Source organism: Streptomyces sp. NPDC046876, assembly GCF_040645035.1.
Classification (GTDB): Bacteria; Actinomycetota; Actinomycetes; order Streptomycetales; family Streptomycetaceae; genus Streptomyces.
The window spans coordinates 1-18,812 of the sequence record NZ_JBEYXK010000121.1 but is presented as its reverse complement, the minus strand read 5'-3'; the positions used below and the strand labels follow the sequence as shown (position 1 = coordinate 18,812).

Annotated in this window: 18 protein-coding genes; 10 read left to right on the top strand and 8 right to left on the bottom strand. The window is 69.9% G+C overall.

Going from position 1 to position 18,812, the window contains the following annotated elements; all coding sequences use genetic code 11:
- Positions 1–222 precede the first annotated feature (222 nt).
- The 3 genes from ABZ924_RS34370 to ABZ924_RS34360 are packed head-to-tail and all read left to right on the top strand — an operon-like array spanning position 223 to position 5,385.
- Entirely contained in the window at positions 223–3,120 is a 2,898-nt protein-coding gene (locus tag ABZ924_RS34370; RefSeq protein ID WP_361918907.1) for a TnsA-like heteromeric transposase endonuclease subunit, read from the top strand.
- Complete coding sequence (locus ABZ924_RS34365) at positions 3,114–4,115, top strand: TniB family NTP-binding protein (RefSeq protein ID WP_361918904.1); 1,002 nt, start codon at positions 3,114–3,116, stop codon at positions 4,113–4,115. The genes ABZ924_RS34370 and ABZ924_RS34365 overlap by 7 nt, the downstream gene beginning before the upstream one ends.
- A 1-nt stretch (position 4,116) precedes the next feature.
- Entirely contained in the window at positions 4,117–5,385 is a 1,269-nt protein-coding gene (locus ABZ924_RS34360) for a TniQ family protein (protein WP_361918901.1), read from the top strand.
- On the opposite strand, the gene ABZ924_RS34355 is transcribed toward ABZ924_RS34360, so the two are convergent.
- From ABZ924_RS34355 to ABZ924_RS34345, 3 genes are read right to left on the bottom strand one after another with little or no spacing between them, the layout of a single operon-like run.
- On the bottom strand, positions 5,339–5,902 hold the full coding sequence (locus ABZ924_RS34355; protein WP_361918898.1) for a hypothetical protein: 564 nt from the start codon (positions 5,900–5,902) through the stop codon (positions 5,339–5,341). The genes ABZ924_RS34360 and ABZ924_RS34355 overlap by 47 nt on opposite strands.
- Positions 5,903–5,930: 28 nt before the next feature.
- Positions 5,931–6,713: an ATP-binding protein gene (locus ABZ924_RS34350; protein ID WP_361918895.1), complete on the bottom strand. Its 783-nt coding sequence runs from the start codon at positions 6,711–6,713 to the stop codon at positions 5,931–5,933.
- A 3-nt stretch (positions 6,714–6,716) separates the two neighbouring features.
- Positions 6,717–8,078, bottom strand: coding sequence for a transposase family protein (locus ABZ924_RS34345; protein WP_361918892.1), 1,362 nt, complete (start codon positions 8,076–8,078; stop codon positions 6,717–6,719).
- Positions 8,079–8,831: 753 nt separating this feature from the next.
- Here ABZ924_RS34345 and ABZ924_RS34340 point away from each other — a divergent pair.
- The 5 genes from ABZ924_RS34340 (at position 8,832) to ABZ924_RS34320 (ending at position 12,720) form a co-directional block, all read left to right on the top strand.
- Entirely contained in the window at positions 8,832–9,152 is a 321-nt protein-coding gene (locus ABZ924_RS34340) for a trypco2 family protein (protein WP_361918889.1), read from the top strand.
- Between the two features lie 77 nt (positions 9,153–9,229).
- Positions 9,230–9,997, top strand: a complete 768-nt coding sequence (locus ABZ924_RS34335) for a hypothetical protein (protein WP_361918886.1) — start codon at positions 9,230–9,232, stop codon at positions 9,995–9,997.
- Between the two features lie 789 nt (positions 9,998–10,786).
- A complete protein-coding gene (locus ABZ924_RS34330; protein ID WP_361918883.1) occupies positions 10,787–11,830 on the top strand; it encodes a hypothetical protein in 1,044 nt (347 codons plus the stop codon).
- Positions 11,751–12,254: a hypothetical protein gene (locus ABZ924_RS34325; RefSeq protein ID WP_361918880.1), complete on the top strand. Its 504-nt coding sequence runs from the start codon at positions 11,751–11,753 to the stop codon at positions 12,252–12,254. Before ABZ924_RS34330 ends, ABZ924_RS34325 begins: the two co-directional genes overlap by 80 nt.
- Positions 12,255–12,501: 247 nt before the next feature.
- Positions 12,502–12,720 carry a hypothetical protein gene (locus ABZ924_RS34320; protein WP_361918877.1) on the top strand — a complete coding sequence of 73 codons (219 nt, stop codon included), beginning with the start codon at positions 12,502–12,504 and terminating at the stop codon, positions 12,718–12,720.
- Positions 12,721–13,100: 380 nt separating this feature from the next.
- Here the strand turns inward: ABZ924_RS34320 and ABZ924_RS34315 are convergent, their stop codons facing one another.
- The 4 genes from ABZ924_RS34315 to ABZ924_RS34300 form a co-directional block, all read right to left on the bottom strand.
- On the bottom strand, positions 13,101–13,928 hold the full coding sequence (locus tag ABZ924_RS34315; protein ID WP_361918874.1) for a hypothetical protein: 828 nt from the start codon (positions 13,926–13,928) through the stop codon (positions 13,101–13,103).
- Positions 13,929–14,219: a hypothetical protein gene (locus tag ABZ924_RS34310; RefSeq protein ID WP_361918871.1), complete on the bottom strand. Its 291-nt coding sequence runs from the start codon at positions 14,217–14,219 to the stop codon at positions 13,929–13,931. It abuts the gene before it with no gap.
- A 379-nt stretch (positions 14,220–14,598) separates the two neighbouring features.
- On the bottom strand, positions 14,599–15,795 hold the full coding sequence (locus tag ABZ924_RS34305; protein WP_361918868.1) for a hypothetical protein: 1,197 nt from the start codon (positions 15,793–15,795) through the stop codon (positions 14,599–14,601).
- Between the two features lie 188 nt (positions 15,796–15,983).
- Entirely contained in the window at positions 15,984–16,700 is a 717-nt protein-coding gene (locus ABZ924_RS34300; protein ID WP_361918865.1) for a hypothetical protein, read from the bottom strand.
- Between the two features lie 357 nt (positions 16,701–17,057).
- On the opposite strand from ABZ924_RS34300, the gene ABZ924_RS34295 reads away from it, so the two are divergent.
- Positions 17,058–17,342: a hypothetical protein gene (locus ABZ924_RS34295; RefSeq protein WP_361918862.1), complete on the top strand. Its 285-nt coding sequence runs from the start codon at positions 17,058–17,060 to the stop codon at positions 17,340–17,342.
- Positions 17,339–17,734, top strand: a complete 396-nt coding sequence (locus ABZ924_RS34290) for a hypothetical protein (RefSeq protein WP_361918859.1) — start codon at positions 17,339–17,341, stop codon at positions 17,732–17,734. The genes ABZ924_RS34295 and ABZ924_RS34290 overlap by 4 nt, the downstream gene beginning before the upstream one ends.
- A gap of 231 nt (positions 17,735–17,965) precedes the next feature.
- Here the strand turns inward: ABZ924_RS34290 and ABZ924_RS34285 are convergent, their stop codons facing one another.
- The gene (locus ABZ924_RS34285) at positions 17,966–18,211 is read right to left on the bottom strand and encodes a hypothetical protein (protein ID WP_361918856.1); all 246 of its coding nucleotides are present in this window, start codon (positions 18,209–18,211) and stop codon (positions 17,966–17,968) included.
- Positions 18,212–18,812 lie beyond the last annotated feature (601 nt).

Sequence of the window (18,812 nt, the reverse complement as noted above, 5' to 3'; positions counted from 1 at the left end):
GTCGACGAAGATCTCAGACATGCGCCGATTGTGCATCCCCCGTGTGACAACGGGTCCGCGCACGAGGTTGGTGGCCGCCTCTGCAGCCTCCGCTCTGGCGGGCCCGTAGGGCGAGGCGGTAGCAGAGTCGAGAGTTGTGTTCGGGCTGGTCAGACGGGTCTTCACTGCATCGTGTGGCTCGGTATACCTGCGCACTGCGCAGGTATACCGAGCCGTTCTTCAATGGGCGGAAGGGCGGCTTGCGTGCGGTGGGCCACTGGGTTCGGTGGAGGGGACGAGATGCATCCGCGCCATGTGGACGTGCGGTTCGTCGGGCCGGACGGGGTCATGGTTCAGAAGCCGTGGCGGACAGCCGTCGGGGAGCTGCGCCTCATGGAAGGCCCGATGGTGCGTGGTTTCCCGCTGCGGCGCGGGCGGCGGTTGGCTCCAGGGTGGTGGTGGTCAGCGACCACCAGCCGTTTGGTGGGGTGCGGGAGCGCGGCTATGCGGAACGCGGTCATGATGTTGGATCAGGATCCGCAGGTGGCAGGCATGGTGAGCCGTCCCGTGGAGTTCGTGTGGGAGGCGCGGGGCCGCATTGTGACCCATGCCCCCGACCTGGCCGTGGTCGAGGCGGGCGGGGGCATTCGTCTTGTGGACTGCCCCGGGAGCGGCGGACCGTCCGCGCGGCTCGTCGGCCGGGCGCGGGTGGTCGAGGCGTGGGCTCGGGAGGCGGGCTGGGAGCACCAGTTCGCGGACACCGTGAATCCGGTCGTCCTGGCCAATGGGCGCTGGCTGTCGGTTTACCGGCATCCTCGGTGTTCGGTGGGTATCCCCGCTGCCCGGCTCCGCGGGGCGTTCGCGCAACCCACGGCGCTGGGCGAGGGTGTGCTCCGGCTCGGGGACCCGATCGCGACGCTGCCGGCCGTCTACCACGGGCTCTGGAACGGCCTGCTGAGCATGGCCTGGGGGCCGTCCTTTGAGCGAGGAGACCCTCGTGAGCGCTGTGCCAGCCGGGCGACGGAAGCAGGCAGAGCGGTGAAGCGTCCGGCAGGCGTCGTCGAAGTCGGGGACCGGATCCGGTTCGACGGTGGCATCCATGTCCTGGCCGGGCTGGACGGGCCGCGCTGCCGGCTGGTCGCCGAGGAGGGCACGGGGGTACAAGTTCTGCTGCTCACCCAGGTACTCGGTGCGCAGGACTTCGCCGTCCTGGACGCCAGTCGGCCGGGGCGGTCGCGGGTCCCGGTACACGGCCCGCTGGACGGCCTTGACGCCCCGGTCCGCGAGAAGGCCCTGGCCTGGGAACGGCACATCCTGGAAGTCGAGACCGGCCACATCGGCTCCCGCCGGGACTGGCCGCCCCGGCCCGGGTACGACCCGGCCGTGTACGGGCTCGCCGAGCGGGAGGCGGCCAAGGCCGCCGAGCTGACCGCGGCCGGGGAGCAGGTCAGCGTGGCCACCGTGCGCCGGATGCGGGCCCGCTACCGCGAACAGGGGGTATGGGGTCTCGTCGACGGCCGGCTGAAACGGGAGCGGTCTGCGTTCGGGCGGGCCGATCCGCGGGTGGTGACCGCGATCAAGCAGGCACTGGAGGAGCAGCAGGGGCGGTCGACGGGGACGTTGAGCCGGCTACGGCGCCAGGTGGGGTGGTTGTTGGAAGACGCCCACGGGACCGGGGTAGTGGCGGTGCCGCCGGTGGCCACGTTCAACCGGCTGGTGCGGTCCGTCGCCGAACAGGAGGGGCTCGCGTTGACGGCTGCCGGCGAGCGGCGGCGCGCGTCCCGGCCGGTGCCGGTGTTCACTCCGACGGTCGCGACGCTGCCAGGGGAGCTGGTGATGATGGACAGCACCCTGCTGGACGTGATGGTCGTGTGTGAGGACGGACAGGCGCGGCGGCCGGAGCTGACGATGGCGGTGGACGTGGCCACCCGCAGCGTCACCGCGGCCGTCCTGCGTCCGAAAGGCACCAAGGCAGTGGACGCGGCCGTGCTGCTGGCGCAGACGCTGGTGCCGCAGCCGATGCGGCCCGACTGGCCCGCATACCTGTCGATGGCCGCTTCCGTCATCCCCTACACGCGGCTCGTCTCCATCGACGCCCGCGTGGAGGGGGCGGCGGCCAAGCCGGTGATCCGGCCGTCGACCGTGGTGATCGATCAGGGCAAGGTGTTCGTCTCCCGCTGCTTCCTGGCCGCCGCCGAGCACCTGGGAATCACAGTCCAGCCGTGTCCCCCTGCGTCCGGGCACGCCAAGGGGCATGTGGAGCGGGGCTTCGGGGCCATCGGCACGCTGTTCGCGCAGTACGTCGCCGGATACACCGGAACCCACCTCGCGGCGCGCGGCAGCAGCGTGGAGGACGAAGCGTGCTGGACGCTGCCCCAGCTGCAGGACCTGCTGGACGAGTGGATCGTCTGCGGGTGGCAGGAACGCCGCCACGAGCGGCTACGGCACCCGCTCATGCCCCGCCTGACACTCACCCCCAACGAGATGTGGGCCGCGCTCACCGGCATTGCGGGACACGTACCCGTCCCCCTGAACGGAGCGGACTGGATCGAACTGCTCCCCTCCCGGCGCTGCGCGATCTCAGACGAAGGCATCCGGTTCGAGCACCGCACCTACGACGGGCCCGCACTCAACGGACACCGGCACGCCTCCACCGCCACGGACGGCAAATGGGAGGTCCACCACAACCCCTACGAGCCATGGCGGTGCTGGGTCAGACTCCCCCTGGGCTGGGCAGCGATCGAGTGGATCCACCGGGGGCTGGTATCCCAGCCGTTCACCGACACCACCTGGCGACACATCCGCAGCGTGGTCACACGACGTACAGACCGGGCCGGACACGAAGAACACCTCGCCCGCCGCCTCGACGAACTCCTGCGCCGCGCCCACACCGGACACACAGATGCCAAGAGCTCCAGCAGGGCCAGCACCGCCGCCGATAGCGCCGGCGTCCCGGGCCGGCGCGTGGGAGCCAAGCGCACACGGCGACGGAAGGCGGACACGGACATGCCGGACAGTCCCGCCGGGCAGCTCCCGCCCGTGGACGAGGACACCTGCACCACCTCGAACACCGCGGGCTCCCCGTCGTCGGCCGGGGCCTGGAACATCTTCGACGCGCACCAGGAGGCACAGCAGTGGTGACGGCCCATGGCCAGGAGACGGACAACGATCCGTACGCGTCACCGACGACCTGGCGCGAGTGGACGCGGTTCGTCGACACCGACCCACCGTGCCTGCCCGGGACCGGCCCATGGAGCACCGAGGAACGCCTGGACTACCACTCCCGATTCGTGATCCTGTCCACCCCCACCATGGCCAAGATCTCCCTCACCCTGCGCCGGCTGATGATCCTCAACCGGCGGCACAACGGCACCGCCCGCCGGGGACTGCTGATCTCCGGGCCGCCGACCACGGGCAAGACGACCACCCTGCAGCAGCTCGGCCGGTCCTTCCACCTCGCCGACCGGGCCCGCCACAACAGCCCCGGCGAGCGGCTGCCGGTGGTCTTCCTGTCCGTGCCACCCGCCGCGACCCCGAAGATGCTCGTGTCCGAACTGGCCCGGTTCCTCGACCTGCCCATCGGCAAGACGATGAACCAAGCGCGGATCACTGACATCGTCTGCGGTGCCCTGCGTGATCTGGCCACCCAGCTCGTCCTCGTCGACGACGTCCACCTGCTCAACACCCGCACCCGCATCGGTGCCGAAACCTCCGACCAGATGAAGCACCTCAGCGAACGCATCCCCGCGACCTTCGTCTACGCCGGCGTCGCCATCGAAGCATCCCCGCTCCTGATGGGAAGCCGTGGCGCGCAGCTGGCCGGGCGGTTCAAGATGGTGCGCAACCCGCCCCTGGCGTACGGCAGCACCACGCAGCGCACCGCCTGGGAAGGCCTGGTCCGCGGCATGGACCAAGCCCTACACCTCCAAGCACACCGCCCCGACGCCCTCACCCGGCACGCCGCCTACCTCCACCAGCGCACCGGCGGCAGGATCGGAAGCCTCTCCGCCCTCGTCCGGGAAGCCGCCATCGCCGCCATCCTCGACGGCACCGAGAAGATCACCAAGCAGCTCCTCAACGACATCGACCTCGACGAACTCGCCGAACAGAACACCCGTCCCGCTCCCCGGGCCTGACATGCCGCCCCGACACCACCCCGCACCGCGCACCAGCATCTGGCGCCTGGCCCCCGTCCAGGGGGAAACAACCGTCTCCTACCTTCAGCGTCTGGCCCGCCGCCATCACCTGGACACGGCAGAACTGCTCCACGGCCTCGGAATCCACCAGCCGATCCTTCATCCCGAATGCACCAAGCCCTACGGCCCCTACACGAGCATCGAGCTCTACCTCAACGCCCCCAGCCGCAGCCTGATCTCCGCGTTCGCCGGCATCCCGGACGAACACCTCGCCCACGCGCTCCCCGAATGGAACCGCTACCGCGACAAGCCCGACCCTCAGTCCCCCCGCGCCCGGCTCCGGCTCGCCTCCGCGTACGCCGTCACGGGCTGCCCCCGCTGCACCCTCGCCCGCACCGGCCAGCCCCACCCTGTTCCGCAGTACCTGCCCGACACCCATCTCATCTGCCGCCGCCACCGCACCTGGATGCTCGGCCGCCACACCCTCACCGGCACCCGCCTGCCCGTTGAACACGCCGACCTCACACAGACCCCCGAAATCCTCGCCGCCCACCGCACCCACATCCGCTTCCTCCGATGCTGGGGCGCAGCCGCCGACCACGCCCTCACACTCGCCATGAACCTCACCGAGACCTGGCGGCGCGCCGCACCGGCAGAAGAACGCATCTGGCCCGCACGCGCCCGCCGCATCGGCAACAACAAGCGCGCCCGCCTGTGGTACGCCCTCGCCCGGGAAGCGAGGCGGTACACAGGCCAGATGGTCTTCTCCGGCTCCTTCACCTTCGGGGCTGGGCTCCGTCGGCTCCGGCGCGGCTTGGGGCGGGGCGGCTGGGGAGGGCGAAGCCTGCAGTCCTCGGCAAAGGCCGTCAGGGACGGCAGCCCTTCGCTTCCCAGCGGGTCGCTGAAAAGCGGTCCGCTGGTGCTCGACCCGGTCCGCCAGAGGAGAGCGGCCGCCCTCAGCAACGGACGGGCCCATGCGGGAACAGGATGGGTCATGCAACCCTGCCTCAACCCGCGGTCATGCAGCGTGATCGTCGTGCCGTCCGGGCCCAGATCACGGACGTGCGCGGTGGCAAGCTGGGTGGTGGAAGCCGCGGTGAACGCGGCCGTGGCGAGCTGCGCTGCCAGGTACGGGTGCGCCGTGGCGCGATGGAGACGCCACGCCACCTCCGCCTCGGTGACCGCAGGCATCACCGGAGGGAAGAAGTCCCGGTCCTGCGCCATCAGCGGGGCGCACCGGCACGGGCCGGTCGTGTCGTCGAAAGCTTGAGGGTGGTCAGGGCGGGCAGGCTGATCCAGCGGTTCGCCAACGGCCTTGCTGCCCGAGGTGTCTGGCGCTCCAGGACGGCCGGTTCGGCCTCGGGCAGCAGAGCGGAAGCCTCGGCAATGCTGTGGTCAACCTGCCGCAGTTCGCGCTCCAGGAACGCCCGCATGGCCCGGTGATGGCAGACCAGGATCAAACGCACCCCGGTGCGCCGGCGCAAGGCCAGAAGGGCACTGAAGCGGTGCGGGGTAAGCAGGTGGGCGCGCAGCAGGGTGAGGCGGGTGATGGGGGTGGCGAGGATCCAGGCGGCCGCGATCGACCAGACCGGGCCTGGGTCGAGCGGGCGGTAGCCGGCCAGGGGGACGGGCTTGCCCAGCGCGGCGAGGATGTCGTAAGCAAGCGCGATCGCGGCGTCGGTGCCCGGGGTCGGATGAACGGTGAGGCGACCTTGCTGCGGGGCGTGGGAGGCCAGGGCCGCCCGGGTGTGGACCACGTCGTCGTACGGGTCCAAGACCACCGTCACCGGCGGTGGATTCGGGCAGTCCAGCACCTCAGGCCACCCGCGGCCGCTGGCGCAGTTTGCTGTAGGACCAGCGCAGCAGGTCCTCGTCCAGGACCCGCCCGGACTCCTTCATCCCCGCGGTCAGATGATGGGTGATCTTCGCCCAAGCCCGGAAATTGCCGTGCGCGGCCTCGTCATCGCACATCGCGATCAAGTCCGGGTCCGCGTCCGCCCACACGGGATGGAACGCCGGGATGACGGCCAGGACCTCCTCCAGCGGCATCGGCTCGATCTCCTGCCACGCGTACACGCGGAACTCCAGCATCGGCTCACTCTGCAACATCTCGAAACAGCCGTCCCCGCCCGTGAACACGATCGTCAGGTCCGAGCCGGTGTCATCCCACAAGTAGCGCAGGTATTCGAAACACATCTTCGACAGCCACTGCGCCTCGTCACAGACCAGGACGTGCGTCTCCTCCAAAGCGCCGCGCAGCATCCGGTCGAACTCGATCGGCTGCGTCGGCGGACGGCCCTGCAGACCGAGGGCGTGGAACAGCTCGTGGCGCAGGTCGCGGGTGGAGGGGCGGGAGCGGAACTGAATCCGGCGCGTCAGCTTCGGCGCGAGCTCGCGCAGCGAGGTGTTCACCGCCAAGGACTTGCCCCGGCCTGCCTGGCCGTAGATGCAGATCATCGCCCGCGCTTCGATCGCGGCGCGGATGTTCTCCCGCACCATGAGCAGGGCACGTGTGGAGACCACCTGGGCGCCCGGCAGGCGCATGAAGTGGTCCTCCCGCTCACGAGGCAGCCGGCCCTGCCGCTCAGCAGTCACCATCGCTCAACACTCCCCGCTGTCGTCACGCACATCCGCCGCTCCAGGCGGCTGGCCATCGGCTGTCCCCGGCTGTCCGGCATCCGCCTGCGGACCTGTCGCCCGGCGAGGGCGGACAACCGGACGCGCCCAGGAAGCCGGCGGCTCACGCGGCGGGATCAAGTCCGGCAGCGCCCGCGCCGCCAAATCCACGCCCCTGGCCCGGGCGATCTCCGCCTCAGCCTGAGAGGAAGTCACCGTGCGCCGCGGACGGGGCACGGCAGCCGTCGTCGTGGGCGTGTAGCGGGTCTTGCGCAGCTTCTCCGCCGCTTTCAGATCCGCCTTCAGCTGCCGGGCCTTCTTCTCCCTGACCGAACTCAGCGCACGGCGCTGCTCCACCGTCGCCGCCTGAGCAAGATAGGCGCTGCCCAGGTGCCGGCCCCACTCCTCGGTGGAGAACACCTCGATCCGCCCGTCGTAGTGCGGCAGATACCGCAGCCGGACCCGCATGCCGACGTACCCGGCCACCCACGGCGCGATATAGGCACGGCGCCGCCACGAAATCCCGTTCGTGGTGATCTTCCGGACCCGCCCGTCGTCCTCCAGCGCGAAGAACGCCAGCCGCCCCTCCGCGACGTCCTCGACGGGCGCCGGATCCGCCTCCCACGCCTCCAGCGGCGTCAGCCCGTCCGCGAGACCCGCGGGGCGGTGCTCGGTGTTCCACCAGGCGACCCAGTCCAGCAAGACCTTCACAAAGTCCGGGTACGAGAGCAGGTCCTCCAACGGATCCGGGTGGTACGCCTCCGCGGGGCGCGCACGATGCGTATAGCCCGGCAGCGAGACCAGCAGCATCTCCTCCACCGCACCATTGAGGGCCTCGATGGTGCCCTTCCGGTAGGGCTTGTACGCAGGCAGGTCATCCACCGGAACCGCGAACGCGCCCAGAGCACGCTCCACCGTCTTACACAGGAACTCCTTGCCCCGGTCCACCCGCACCACCCCGGGCAGACCGCCGAACGGGCCATACGGATCCTGCCGGCTGATCCCCGTGCGCAGCGCGGCCAAGACCGCGTCCCTCGCCGGCTGATGCGGAGTGACCGCCACTCCCACGATCGCCTTAGTCGCGACATCGATGAACCACGTCACCCACGGACACACCGCAGAGCCTTCAAGATCCACGCGGACCGGGATCCGCTTGTGATCCCCCTCCCAGCAGGCGTTCCGATGCGTCGCGGGGCGCTTGCCGTACACGTCATACCGACGACGAGCTGCTTCACCACCCTTCAACCCCGCCCGCTCCCCCACCGACAGATCCCGCACGATCGCGCGCTGCAGCGTCGCCAGCGACGGCACCTGCTGCTCGTCCCCGGCCTGACGCGCCTGGTCCAAGAGCTCACGGTGCACCGCAGCCGCGTTACCGCCCCACACCGCCAACAGCCGACGCACGCGAGGGGTGACCATGAAATGCGGCCGTGGCAAAGGCCCCGTACGGCCCTCCCTGCGGGCCGCCTCGACCCAACGGCGCACCGTACGGACCGACACACCGAGCCCGACGCCACCAAACACACATGAGCAGAAGTCAGCTCACCCCGGGCATCCAACGCCATCAAACGGACAACCGCGCCCTCACGACCCGCAACAACTACCCGCCCACGGCGACAACTACCGCAACACCCCAGTGACAATCACCTGCGGTGTCGCACCGTGATCGTGCGCCACACGGCCGGCGAGCGGCCCCGGACCATGGCGCTGCCGTCTGCGGGCGAACCGACCGGGCCTCACCGAAAGCCGTACGCCGACAACGGCCCGCACGTCGAACGGCCCGCGCTATGCCCCCTGGGTGTGGGTCAGCCCTGGGGCCGCGGGGCGGGGCCCTACAGGCGCGAGATGCCGTCTAGCCATGAATCGACAGGCACCTGCACCGCACAAACGACACTCTCGGACTCAAAGGTTGCAACTCAGCACTCCGCAGGCTGGAGAAGCGCCCGTCGCCGAGCCGGCGAAGAGCCCGCGAGGCCCATCAGGTGAACACGGTCGGTGAAGGGGGGCAGCGGCCGCGGCGATGAGGAGCCTGGTTCTAGGGTTATTTCATCAGCGTGATCATGTGTCAGATGCCGGGTGGTTGTGGTGGATATTCCTCTGGTGGACGCGGTAGCAGCAGTACGCGATGAACTGCTCGAGGCGGCGGCGCGTGTCGGGGAGGATCCCGGTGTGGTGTTCGCGGTGGGGCCGGTAACGATGGATTTCGAGGTGGAGCTGCGGGCGGACGCGAAGGCGAAGGCCGGGTTCAAACTGTGGGCAGTCGGCTCCGTGGAGGCCACGGCTGGGGTATCGCGCGGCCGCACGCATCGGGTGTCTTTCACCCTCACCCCAAAGACCGTGAGCGGCGCAGACCTGCTGGTGCACGCAACACGACCCCGCCGGTCCGGCCCCGGGGACACCGCGCAGCGCATCGAGGACTGAGCCCGCCCTGGGCCGGAGATTCTGTTCCGGGCCGGGGCGCGGGGGTTTGTGTTCGGACAATGCCGTGGAGGGCTTGGATGGAGCAGCAGCGCCTGGCCGGAGTCAGCGGGCCGGGTGGGCCGGGTTCGGGATATGCGGTCGGCGGGCGGCTGGTGCTGACCTCCGCGCACGTCGCCGGACCCGCTGGCACCCGGGTGGACGTCTTCCACCCAGGCGGCAGCGGGACGACGGCCGGCACGGTGGTGTGGTGCGGCACCCCGGCCGGCCGGGACGATGCCGCCCTGGTCCTCGCCGACGACGATCAGCACTGGCGGGCGCCGACCGCGCCGGTGCGGTGGGGGCGCCTGGTCACGGACCGGCCCGCTACCGGGTGCGAGACCTGGGGCGTGCCCGATGTCGCCCAGCGCGAGGACCAGGCGGTGGAGCCCGCGCAACTGCGCGGGGAGCTGAACCCGGGCACCAGCTTCGTGGGCAACCAGTACGTGATGGACCTGCGCCAGCATCCCCCGCAATGGTCAGCCGACGGCACGTCGCCATGGGGCGGCATGTCGGGCGCGGCAGTGTTCGCCGACCGGCTGCTGGTCGGCGTGGTGGCCTCCGACCGCGCTCACTCCGGCGGCGGGCAGCTCAACGTCGTGCCCGCCTACGTCCTCCACCACGACCCCGCCTTCCGTACCGCCCTGGCCGATCACAGTGCAGGCGCGGACCACGGCCTGGAGGCGGTGGAACTCCAGCACCTCGCCGACCCGGCCCATGGCCACGACCGAAGCAAGAGCCTGCCCTCGCCGGCGGCGCTGCTGGAGGCCCAGCACCAGACCGTGCCCTTCATGGCCGCGACGACCTAATTCGCGAGCTCATGGCATGGTGCGTGCAGGGCGGGTTCGGGGCATGGCTGCTGTACGGGCCGGCCGGGCAGGGCAAGACCCGCGTCGCCCACCACCTCGCCGCCCATCTGACGGCCGATCGCTGGGCCGTACTGTGGCCGAAGGTAAATGCCGCTACGGACCAGCTGTCGGAGGTGCGACACGTTGCGAGGCCGTTGTTGATCGTCCTCGACTACGCCGAAACCCGCACTGAACAGCTCACCGCCCTCGTCGAAGCCGCCGCCGACCGCCCCGCAACCACCCAGTTCAAACTCCTGCTGCTCGCTCGTACGGGCGGCGACTGGTGGCGCCAGGCCGCCACCGCCACCCGCCTCGCCGAGGAGCACCTCGCAAACGCCCCCACTCGCCTTCTCACCCCGCTGGAAAGCGACCCTGCTCGACGGGCCGACCGCTACCGCGACGCGGCACGCGCCCTGGCAACCACCCTGCCGCTCATCGCCGGCCTGGCGGGACACGACTGGACCGCGGCTGCAGCCCGCCTGCCGACACCGCTACTGAACCAGGACGCCTACGGCAACGCCCTCACCCTCCACATGACCGCCCTCGCCGACCTCCTCGACATTGCCTACCCCCCAACCCTCGGCCCAGCCGGAGATCATGGAGACGATGCGGCACGAACCAAAGCTGCGGATGTGGAGGACCGGCTCCTGGGCCACGAGAGCCGGTACTGGAGGCAGAACGCTGACGCCATAGGCCTCACCCCGAACCTCAGCCTCCCGGCGCTGGAGACAGCGCTGGCCGCAGCCCACCTTGCCAGCGCCGCCGACCGAGAACAGGCAGACCAGCTGTGGCAACGGCTCCCTGCACTGGCCGACCAGACTCGCGACCGCCGTAACCAGGTCACCACCTGGCTCGCCACCCTCTACCCCCCCAGCCGCCGCCCCGCTGCCCTGGGGCACGCTCCAGCCCGACCGCCTCGCCGAACGCCACGTCGGCCGCACTCTGGAAAGCGATCCCACCCTCGCCGACCTCCTCCTCAAAGGCGCCGACCCCGCGCAGACCGAACGGCTGCTCACCGTCTACAGCCGCGCCGCCGCCCACCCCGTCTTCCAAGGCCGCCTCGATGCCCAGCTCACCGCCCTGTGCACCCGGCACTATCAGCTGCTGGGCGAGCAGATCATCGACTCTGCAACTCGCACCGACCACCCTGCCCCCCTCACCAACGCCCTCAACACCACCATCGCCGATCCAGCCACCCCCCTCATTGATCTCGAGACCCTCAACGGCCAGCTCCCAGTGAGCAGCCGACGCCTCGCCACCACAGCCGTCCGCCTCACCCAAACCCTCACCAACCGCTACCGCGAGCTGGCTGAGGCCGATCCCGGCGCCTACCTACCGGATCTCGCCGTGTCCCTAAGTAACTTGTCCACCCGTCTGGGTGATGTGGGGCGGCGGGAGGAGGGCCTGGCCGCCGTCGAAGAAGCCACCAGTTACCACCGCGTGCTGGCTGAAGCCAACCCGGACGCGTACCTGCCCGCCCTCGCTGCGTCCTTGCTCAACCTGTCCGTCTGCCTGAGTCAGGTGGGGCGGCGAAAGGAGGGCTTGGCCGCTATCAAAGAGGCCACTGGCCACTATCGCGTGCTAGCGGAGGCAAACCCGGACGCGTACCTGCCCGACCTCGCCACTTCCCTGAACAACTTGTCCAACCGTCTGGGTGAAGTGGGGCGGCGAGGAGGGCCTGGCCGCCATCGAGGAAGCGATCAGGATCCGCCGCATGCTGGCCGAGGCCAATCCCAACGCCTACCTATCCGACCTCGCCGCGTCCTCGAACAACCAGTCCAACCGGCTGAGTGAGGTGGGGCGGCGAGAGGAAGGCCTGGCCGCCATCGAGGAAGCCACCGAGATCCGCCGGGCGCTGGCGGAGGCCAACCCCGACGCTTACCTGCCCGACCTCGCCAACTCCTTGAACAACCTGTCCGCTAGCCTGGGTGATGTCGGGCGGCGGGAAGAGGGCCTGGCCGCCATCAAAGAAGCCACCAGCCACTACCGCGTACTGGCCGAGGCGAACCCCGACGCCTACCTGCCCGACCTCGCCACATTCCTGAACAACCTAGGCATCCAGCTGGGTGAGGTGGGGCAGCGGGAGGAGGGCTTGGCCGCCGTCGAAGAAGCCACCGAAATCCTTCGCACACTGGCCACCGCCCACCCCACGATCTACGAAGCCGATCTACGACAGTCCCTGGAAGTGGCAGCCTGGCTCGAAACCCTCGGACAGTAGCGCCGATACGGCGCGAAGTGGGCCGCGACGAAGCTCCGATGGCGCCTGGCTGGCGAATGCTGCATCTTCCTGGCGCCAGTGGCTGACCTTGCTGGCCCCGTCGAACAGGATCTGGAGGCGAGGGAGGGGGCGCAGCCGAGAGCAAGCAGACGCAGGTACTCCGCGCGTTCGGTGATGCCCGTGGCCCCGGCTCCGTCAGGGCCGATGCCGGCCGAGCAGTGTGAGGGCGGTATCGGTGCGGGCGGCGGTGAACACTACCCGCGACTGCGCGACCACCACGACCAGCCCGGTCGGTCGGAGGCGGCACAAGATCACCGGCCGGGTCTTCAAGCACCGCAAACTCACCGGCGACAAGGCCGAGTGGATCGTCCATGAGGCCGTCGGCGTCGTCAAGGAGATCAACAACGACCCCGAGCTGCTCTTCGGCTACACCCCTGCGCGCGCCCACAGTCCGCGGCTGCTGTGAAGCATCCCGACACACCTCCGCAAGTTCCGGGACCACCTCAACAACCTGTTCTCCACTGCCAGTGACGCGTTCATCCCCACTGTCCCCCGAGAGGCCGGACCGGCCTGCACCCACGATGCGAGCGGCCACGGCCCGGCTGAGGGCGTGCCGTGGGCGTTCGACACCCGGCAGGTCCGTCGCACCTTCGCCTGGTACATCGCCCACAGACCCTTCGGCGTCGTCGCGGGCAGCATCCAGTACAAGCACGTCCGCGTCGCCGTCTTCGAGGGCCACGCCGGCACCTCCGCCTCGGTTTCACCGCCGAACTACACGCCGAGGAGGCCCTGGCTCGCCTGGACCTCTTCGAAGGCCTCTACCGGGACTGGAACCGCGGCGTCCCCCTACTTGGGAGTCCCCTCGGCCGAAAGCACGCGCGTGGCGTAGGAGTTGTTGGTCCCCACCACGTCGGCCGGGCCCTGAGGCGGCACCTCGAATGCAACCGTCACGCTCCGCTGCACGGTAGTGCTCAGCCACTTCCGGTGCCCAGCACCCAGCATTGCCTCGACGCTGCTGAAGGGACGGCCGTCGTACTCGAACCACGCGCCCCCTCGGCCGGTCCAGGTATCCGTACGCACGAACGAGCAGGTGACGAGCGACTTCCCGTCGGCCAGCCGAACCACCGGCAACTCGACTCCCGCCACCTCGAAGGCATACCGCTTCGTGGTGAGATCCAGGTCCTCTTCGTGGGCGGCGTTGTACCACTTGACAAGCTCGCTCGTCAGCTCACCCGACACGAAGTCCGCACTCTCCGGCTCCCCGTCCGGCGCGGTGAAACTCATGTACTCTGCGTACCGTCCACACACCTTGCGGTCCTCAACGGCAGTCGGTGACAGCACCAACGCGCCTGCCTCGTCCGCAGTGAACGCCGCGATCTCCTTGTCCCGCACCTCGAAGCCGTCCCACCGGTAGGAATCGTCCTCGGGCTTGCCCGCCTTGACCGGCTTGTCGTACATCCAGGAGACCGCGGCCGCCTTCCACCCCGCCCCCGGGCCCTCCTGGGTGAAGTAGTTCACGGCACCGGCCCGCGCTTCGTCCGGCTTCGAACTCCCGCGGCTGACCACGACGAACCACCGGGGGTACCGCGGCTGGTCCTTCTCCACCGGCAGGAAGACTTCAGGCCCCCTGGATGCGTAGGGCCATCCTTTGTCGTTCTTCTGTGTGCGCAGCACCTACATCCACGCCTGGTCTTCCGCCAGGAGCACCCCGGTCTCCACCACAGCGATCGCATCGCTGTCGCGCCGTTCCAGAGCGTTCTTCCTCTGGAATTGCCACTGGTTGACTACCTTCTCCGCCTGCTCCTTGCCGAACGCCACCGGCACCGGCGCGGCCGACGAACGGGCCCGAGCCGACTTCTGATCCGTCTTCGCGGACGTACACCCGACGAGCCCGACGGCACACCCCACCGCCACCACGGCGACACCCACACGCAGCCGCCGCTGACCAGCCGAAAACCCCACCACGGACCATTCCCCCACAGCACTCACCCATCAGGACCGCACCGTTGCCGGCCACAACTGCGAATACCGTACGCGCCGCCTTCACCGCAGGGTCAGCGGGGTCTCCTACTCGACGCAAGACAGCTTCCCCGGGTTGCACACGTAGTACAGCCCCATTCCCCACCACCCAGCTCGACGAAAACCCCGCACCCGAGAGCACGCCACATACCGAGGATCACTCCCCCTGCGCACTGCTCAACAACATGCACAACGCCAGGTCAGAAGCATGGCGACTACTCAGATCGACTGACCGACGACAATCGCGCTCTGACGCCAAGCGAGCGCTCAGCACCCCTGGTAGGGCACGCCTGACGGCCCGCCTGGGGGGGCCGGACCTGCCGGCTCAGTCCTGCCAGTAGAACAGCAGGGTGTCGACGCTGAGGGGCTCACGTCGGCCGAAGTAGTACACGCACAGGCCAGTGACCTGGATGCTGCCAGCGGCCCCGTCGATCCAGCGGAATCCGGCATCCTCCAGTGCCCGGCGGGCCGGGTGCCGGTCGTCGTGGCCCGTGACGAAGCGCCCGAGGGTGCTGATACGGATGTCCTCGTTGCCGCACGAGATTACGTGATAGGTGCCGTCGCCCTGCTGATGGTGGTCCCCGGCGGAGACGGGCGGTTCCGGAGCGAGACCGGCGGCGGTCAACGCGGTGGTCACACGTGCGAGCTGGTCGGGGCGGCCGGGCGGCTCGGTGCACAGGGCTTCGAGGAGCCATCGAGGGTCGCTCTGCCACTCGTACCAGGGGGCGTACTCGTGGACGATCGCCCGGCGCAGTTCCTCGTCCAGGCCGTCGACCTCGGTACGCGGGCTGCCGAGCCGCTCGTCGATCCGGCGGGTCTCCGCAGTGTCCTCGGTGAGCCGATGGAGGGCGCAGGCGGCCCGCACGGCGGCCTCGGGGGCGGGTGCCTCATTCAAGAAGGCGCGCAGCCGGTCCGGATCCGCGGCGAGCGACTGGGCGAAATACGCGACGCCGCGGTCGGGGTCGGCCAGGTACGGCGTCACGTCCCGCCCCGCGCGGTGCCACGTCCGCAGCGCGAAGCGGCGGTCCTCGGGCCGATCCTCACCGAGATCGGCCAGGATGGCGTCGGCGCCGTGGTGCTCCACCAGAGCGTCGAGGCCGGCCTCCCCGATCTCCTGCCACCGCTGCCAGGGCGACGCCGCGAGCGTAGACAGGCCGGGGGCTGCGGTTCGGTCACCGAGCAGGCCACGGGCCTTCAGAGCCGCCTCGGCGACACCGTACGAACCGTCGCCCCGCCGCTCCACCTCGCGCAGCCAGGGCAGGAGCTCCGTCCGGCCCGCGAGGAGGTCGAGGAGCGCGATACGCACCTCGGCCGTCTCCTCCTCGTCCCGAATCCGGTGGACGAGGCCGGGTACCCGGGCCTCCGGGACGCGACCGGCAAGCGCCTGCGCGCACATCCGGCGGCGCCACCAGGCATTGCCGGTGTCCAGGACGTAGCGGGCGAGAGCGTCCGGGTCATGGGCGTACAGGGCGACGGTGTCGGGCTGCCCCCGCTCCGGTATCAGCATGTTGATCTTCCGCATGGGCCGATGCTACGTCCCGGGAACACCGAAGGCCCCCCAAGAATCCCTTCGGGTTCCAACGACCATCGCAACGCACATGATCGGTAGGTGGCCCTCTGGCTTAACCGTGCTCCGCCAGTGAGCGAGTCCGATCGCCCCCGCCCGGGCGTGTGCGTGGGACCGGGTGGTTCGCCGACGGGATGGTGAGATCAGGGCTGCGGGTGGCTACGCCAAGCGCGCGAAAGGGCTTCAAGATCGCTTTGGCGTTCGGCGAGGAGGTCCTGGGGGCGTTTCAGGTGGCAGTCCAGGAAGTGGGTGTCGTCACGGAAGGGGGTGAAGCCGATGCGGGACCAGGTCTGGGCGAGCTTGAGTTCGGCTTCACAGCGTTCCGTCTTGGACAGCTTGCGGCCGTCGGCCGGTGCCGGCTGGCAGACGACCGCCACGCACCCTTCGGACAAGCGGCGGATGGCCGCCCCGGCGAGCGCCGGCCCGAGGCCGAATCCGCGCCAGGCCGGCTCAAGGACGACTCGGTCCATGACCAGTAGATCGCCAACCGGGTGCGCGAGCACTTCCTCGAAGTCCGGGGCCCACTCGCCGGAGTCGCGGTCCAAAACCGCAAGGCCGATGTGGGCTAGGTCGCCGGTGTAGTCGTCCATGGCGTGCCAGGGATGGCCGGGACCGAACATCCGCACCCTGACGAACGACATCCGGCCCACCGGCACATCTTCGAACTCCTGCGGCGCGTCGTCGTTGACATCGGCCCAGGCCTCCGCCTGGGCGGCCAGGGCGTCCGCGTCAATGCGGGCGTGGACCGTCCACACCTCCCGCGTCTCCTCGAAGTCGTACGGCACGGCGGGATGCTCGTGGTGATAGATCAGGGTGATGAGCGACGGGTCGGCGGGAAGACGGGAGACATCGGGCAACACGCTTGTCACCACGCGACCTAGCGCCCCGAACCGTCACCGCGCCGGGGAACAACGACACCCCCTCGACCGGCCGGAGCAGACCCACGTGCACGGCGGCATCGACGTCGACAGGGCGGACGCTGAGCCGGCGCGTGACCTGGTCTGCAGCGGCCCATGGTGACCCAGAGGGGTGGGCAGATACCGGCGCCGGGCCAAGGCCCGGACCGACCTGCTCGGGGACGTCTGGAAATTCCTCGTCCACGCCGAGGTAGGCCGACGGACAGGCCTTAACGAAGCGGCTGGTACCGGGGCAGCGGCACCCCGAGGGCGCCTCGCGCCCACCGACCCCGGGTTCTATAGGCGTGCTACGGTCCTTCTATGGCCAATACGACGATTCAGGTGACCAAGCAGACCCGAGACCACCTCGCCCAGCTCGCCGAAGAGCGCGGGCTGAGCATCGGGCAGCTCGTCGACGCCCTCGCGGCCGCCGAGCCCACCGCCGCGCAGCGGGCCGAGCAGGTCGCGGCCGCCCGGGCGCACGCACGGGAGGTGATCGGGGTGGAGATCAGCGACGAGGAGTTCGCCTCGCTGGACGTGCTGGGGAATCTGCGGCGGATCGCCGCGGAGAAGGTCCTCGCGCTGCCCGGCCGGGACGCCGCGTGATCATCCTTGACACCAGCGCCGTGACCGCCCTCGCCTCGGGGCACAAGGCACTCAACGCGCTTGCGGTGAATGTGACCGCCAGCGGCGACCGGCTCGTGGTCCCGGCCCTGTGCCTGGCCCAGGCCGAAGCCGACCTGGCCGGCGCCGCACGGGCCGTGCTCGGGTATCCGTGCACCGACGTCGAAACGCTGGGGCAGATCGACGCGCCCGCGGTCGGCACCATGTTCCGCGACGGCTACGGCGGCATGGACACCTGCCACGCCCTCTACACCGCCCTGCGCCGCACCCACGCCGGCGGCATGCCCATCCTCCTCACCGACGACGAACACCGCTACCCGCCCGGCATCCTCGCCATCGGTATCGACACCCCCGGCATGCTCGGCTTCCACTGAACCCCCGGGTGCGCCGAGCGAAAATCAACGGTTTCGCGGGGCTGAGCCGTGCCGGGCTGGGCCGGCGCCTCGGCGCGGCCCCGGCCCGGCATGAGGGGTGGTGTGCGGGTCAGACCTGGCCGCGCCAGTCGCGTGCAGGCCCGGAGCGGGGCGGTGGCGGTGGATGCTCACTCGCCGTCCGTCCCGGCGGCGCACGTGCCGGCCGACGATGGCCGCCGCGGGCCTAGAGTTTCAGCGGTCTGATCCCTTGCGGTACTCGCGCAGCACGTCCTTCTCCTCTTGGGTGGCGCCTGACGCCTCGGGCTTTCCAGTTCCCATGACTTCTTGCGCAGCGTCCTTGACCTTGTGCGCCATGTCCTGAATGCGGCTCTTGCCGCCGGGCCGGGCCGCTTCGCGCTGCCGCTCCTCCTCGGGTGTCACATCGTTCTCGCCGGTCACGCGTTCCAGCGGCGATTTGTCTGCCTTCGGGTCAGACATGACGGCGCTCCCTCGCTTCATATGGGTAATGGGGCTTTGCGCCTGTCCATTCCGCTTCTCTTCAATGGTCGGACGCCGGGAACAACCGGAGCGGCAGCGGCCCTGCGGCGGGGTCAGACGGTGCTCGCCTGGGGCCCTTGCTGCCCCGGGTGGCCCCGAGGACGAGCCGCTGGCCCTCGTAGCCGTCCCGAAGATGGCGAGGGCAGCCAGGTGAGCAAGTTCGCGGCGGGCCCGGTGCCCGTGGATGCGGTCATGGCCTCCCCCTGCCCACTCGGCTGGCAGGGACACCTGGCCGCTTTTTCCTCTTGCCGCAGGCCACCAGCTTGGGCCGACGGGTGCAGGACGCGCGGCGACGCTGGTCTTCGAGGGCGAGGCTGCCGTCTCGATGACGTCGCACCGCTCACGCACCTGGGCGCCCAGAGGAGGCACGCCCGTGGTGCGGTTCAACGGCGCTTCCCGCGGCCGCATCTCGATGGCCGCGCATGGTGTGCTTCAAAGCCGACGAACGCAGCGCCTGATCTACCGTCCTCGCATCCAGGGCCATCACCGAGGTGCCCACCCTGGCTTCACCTGGCAGGACTACCGTGATCTTCTCGTGCGA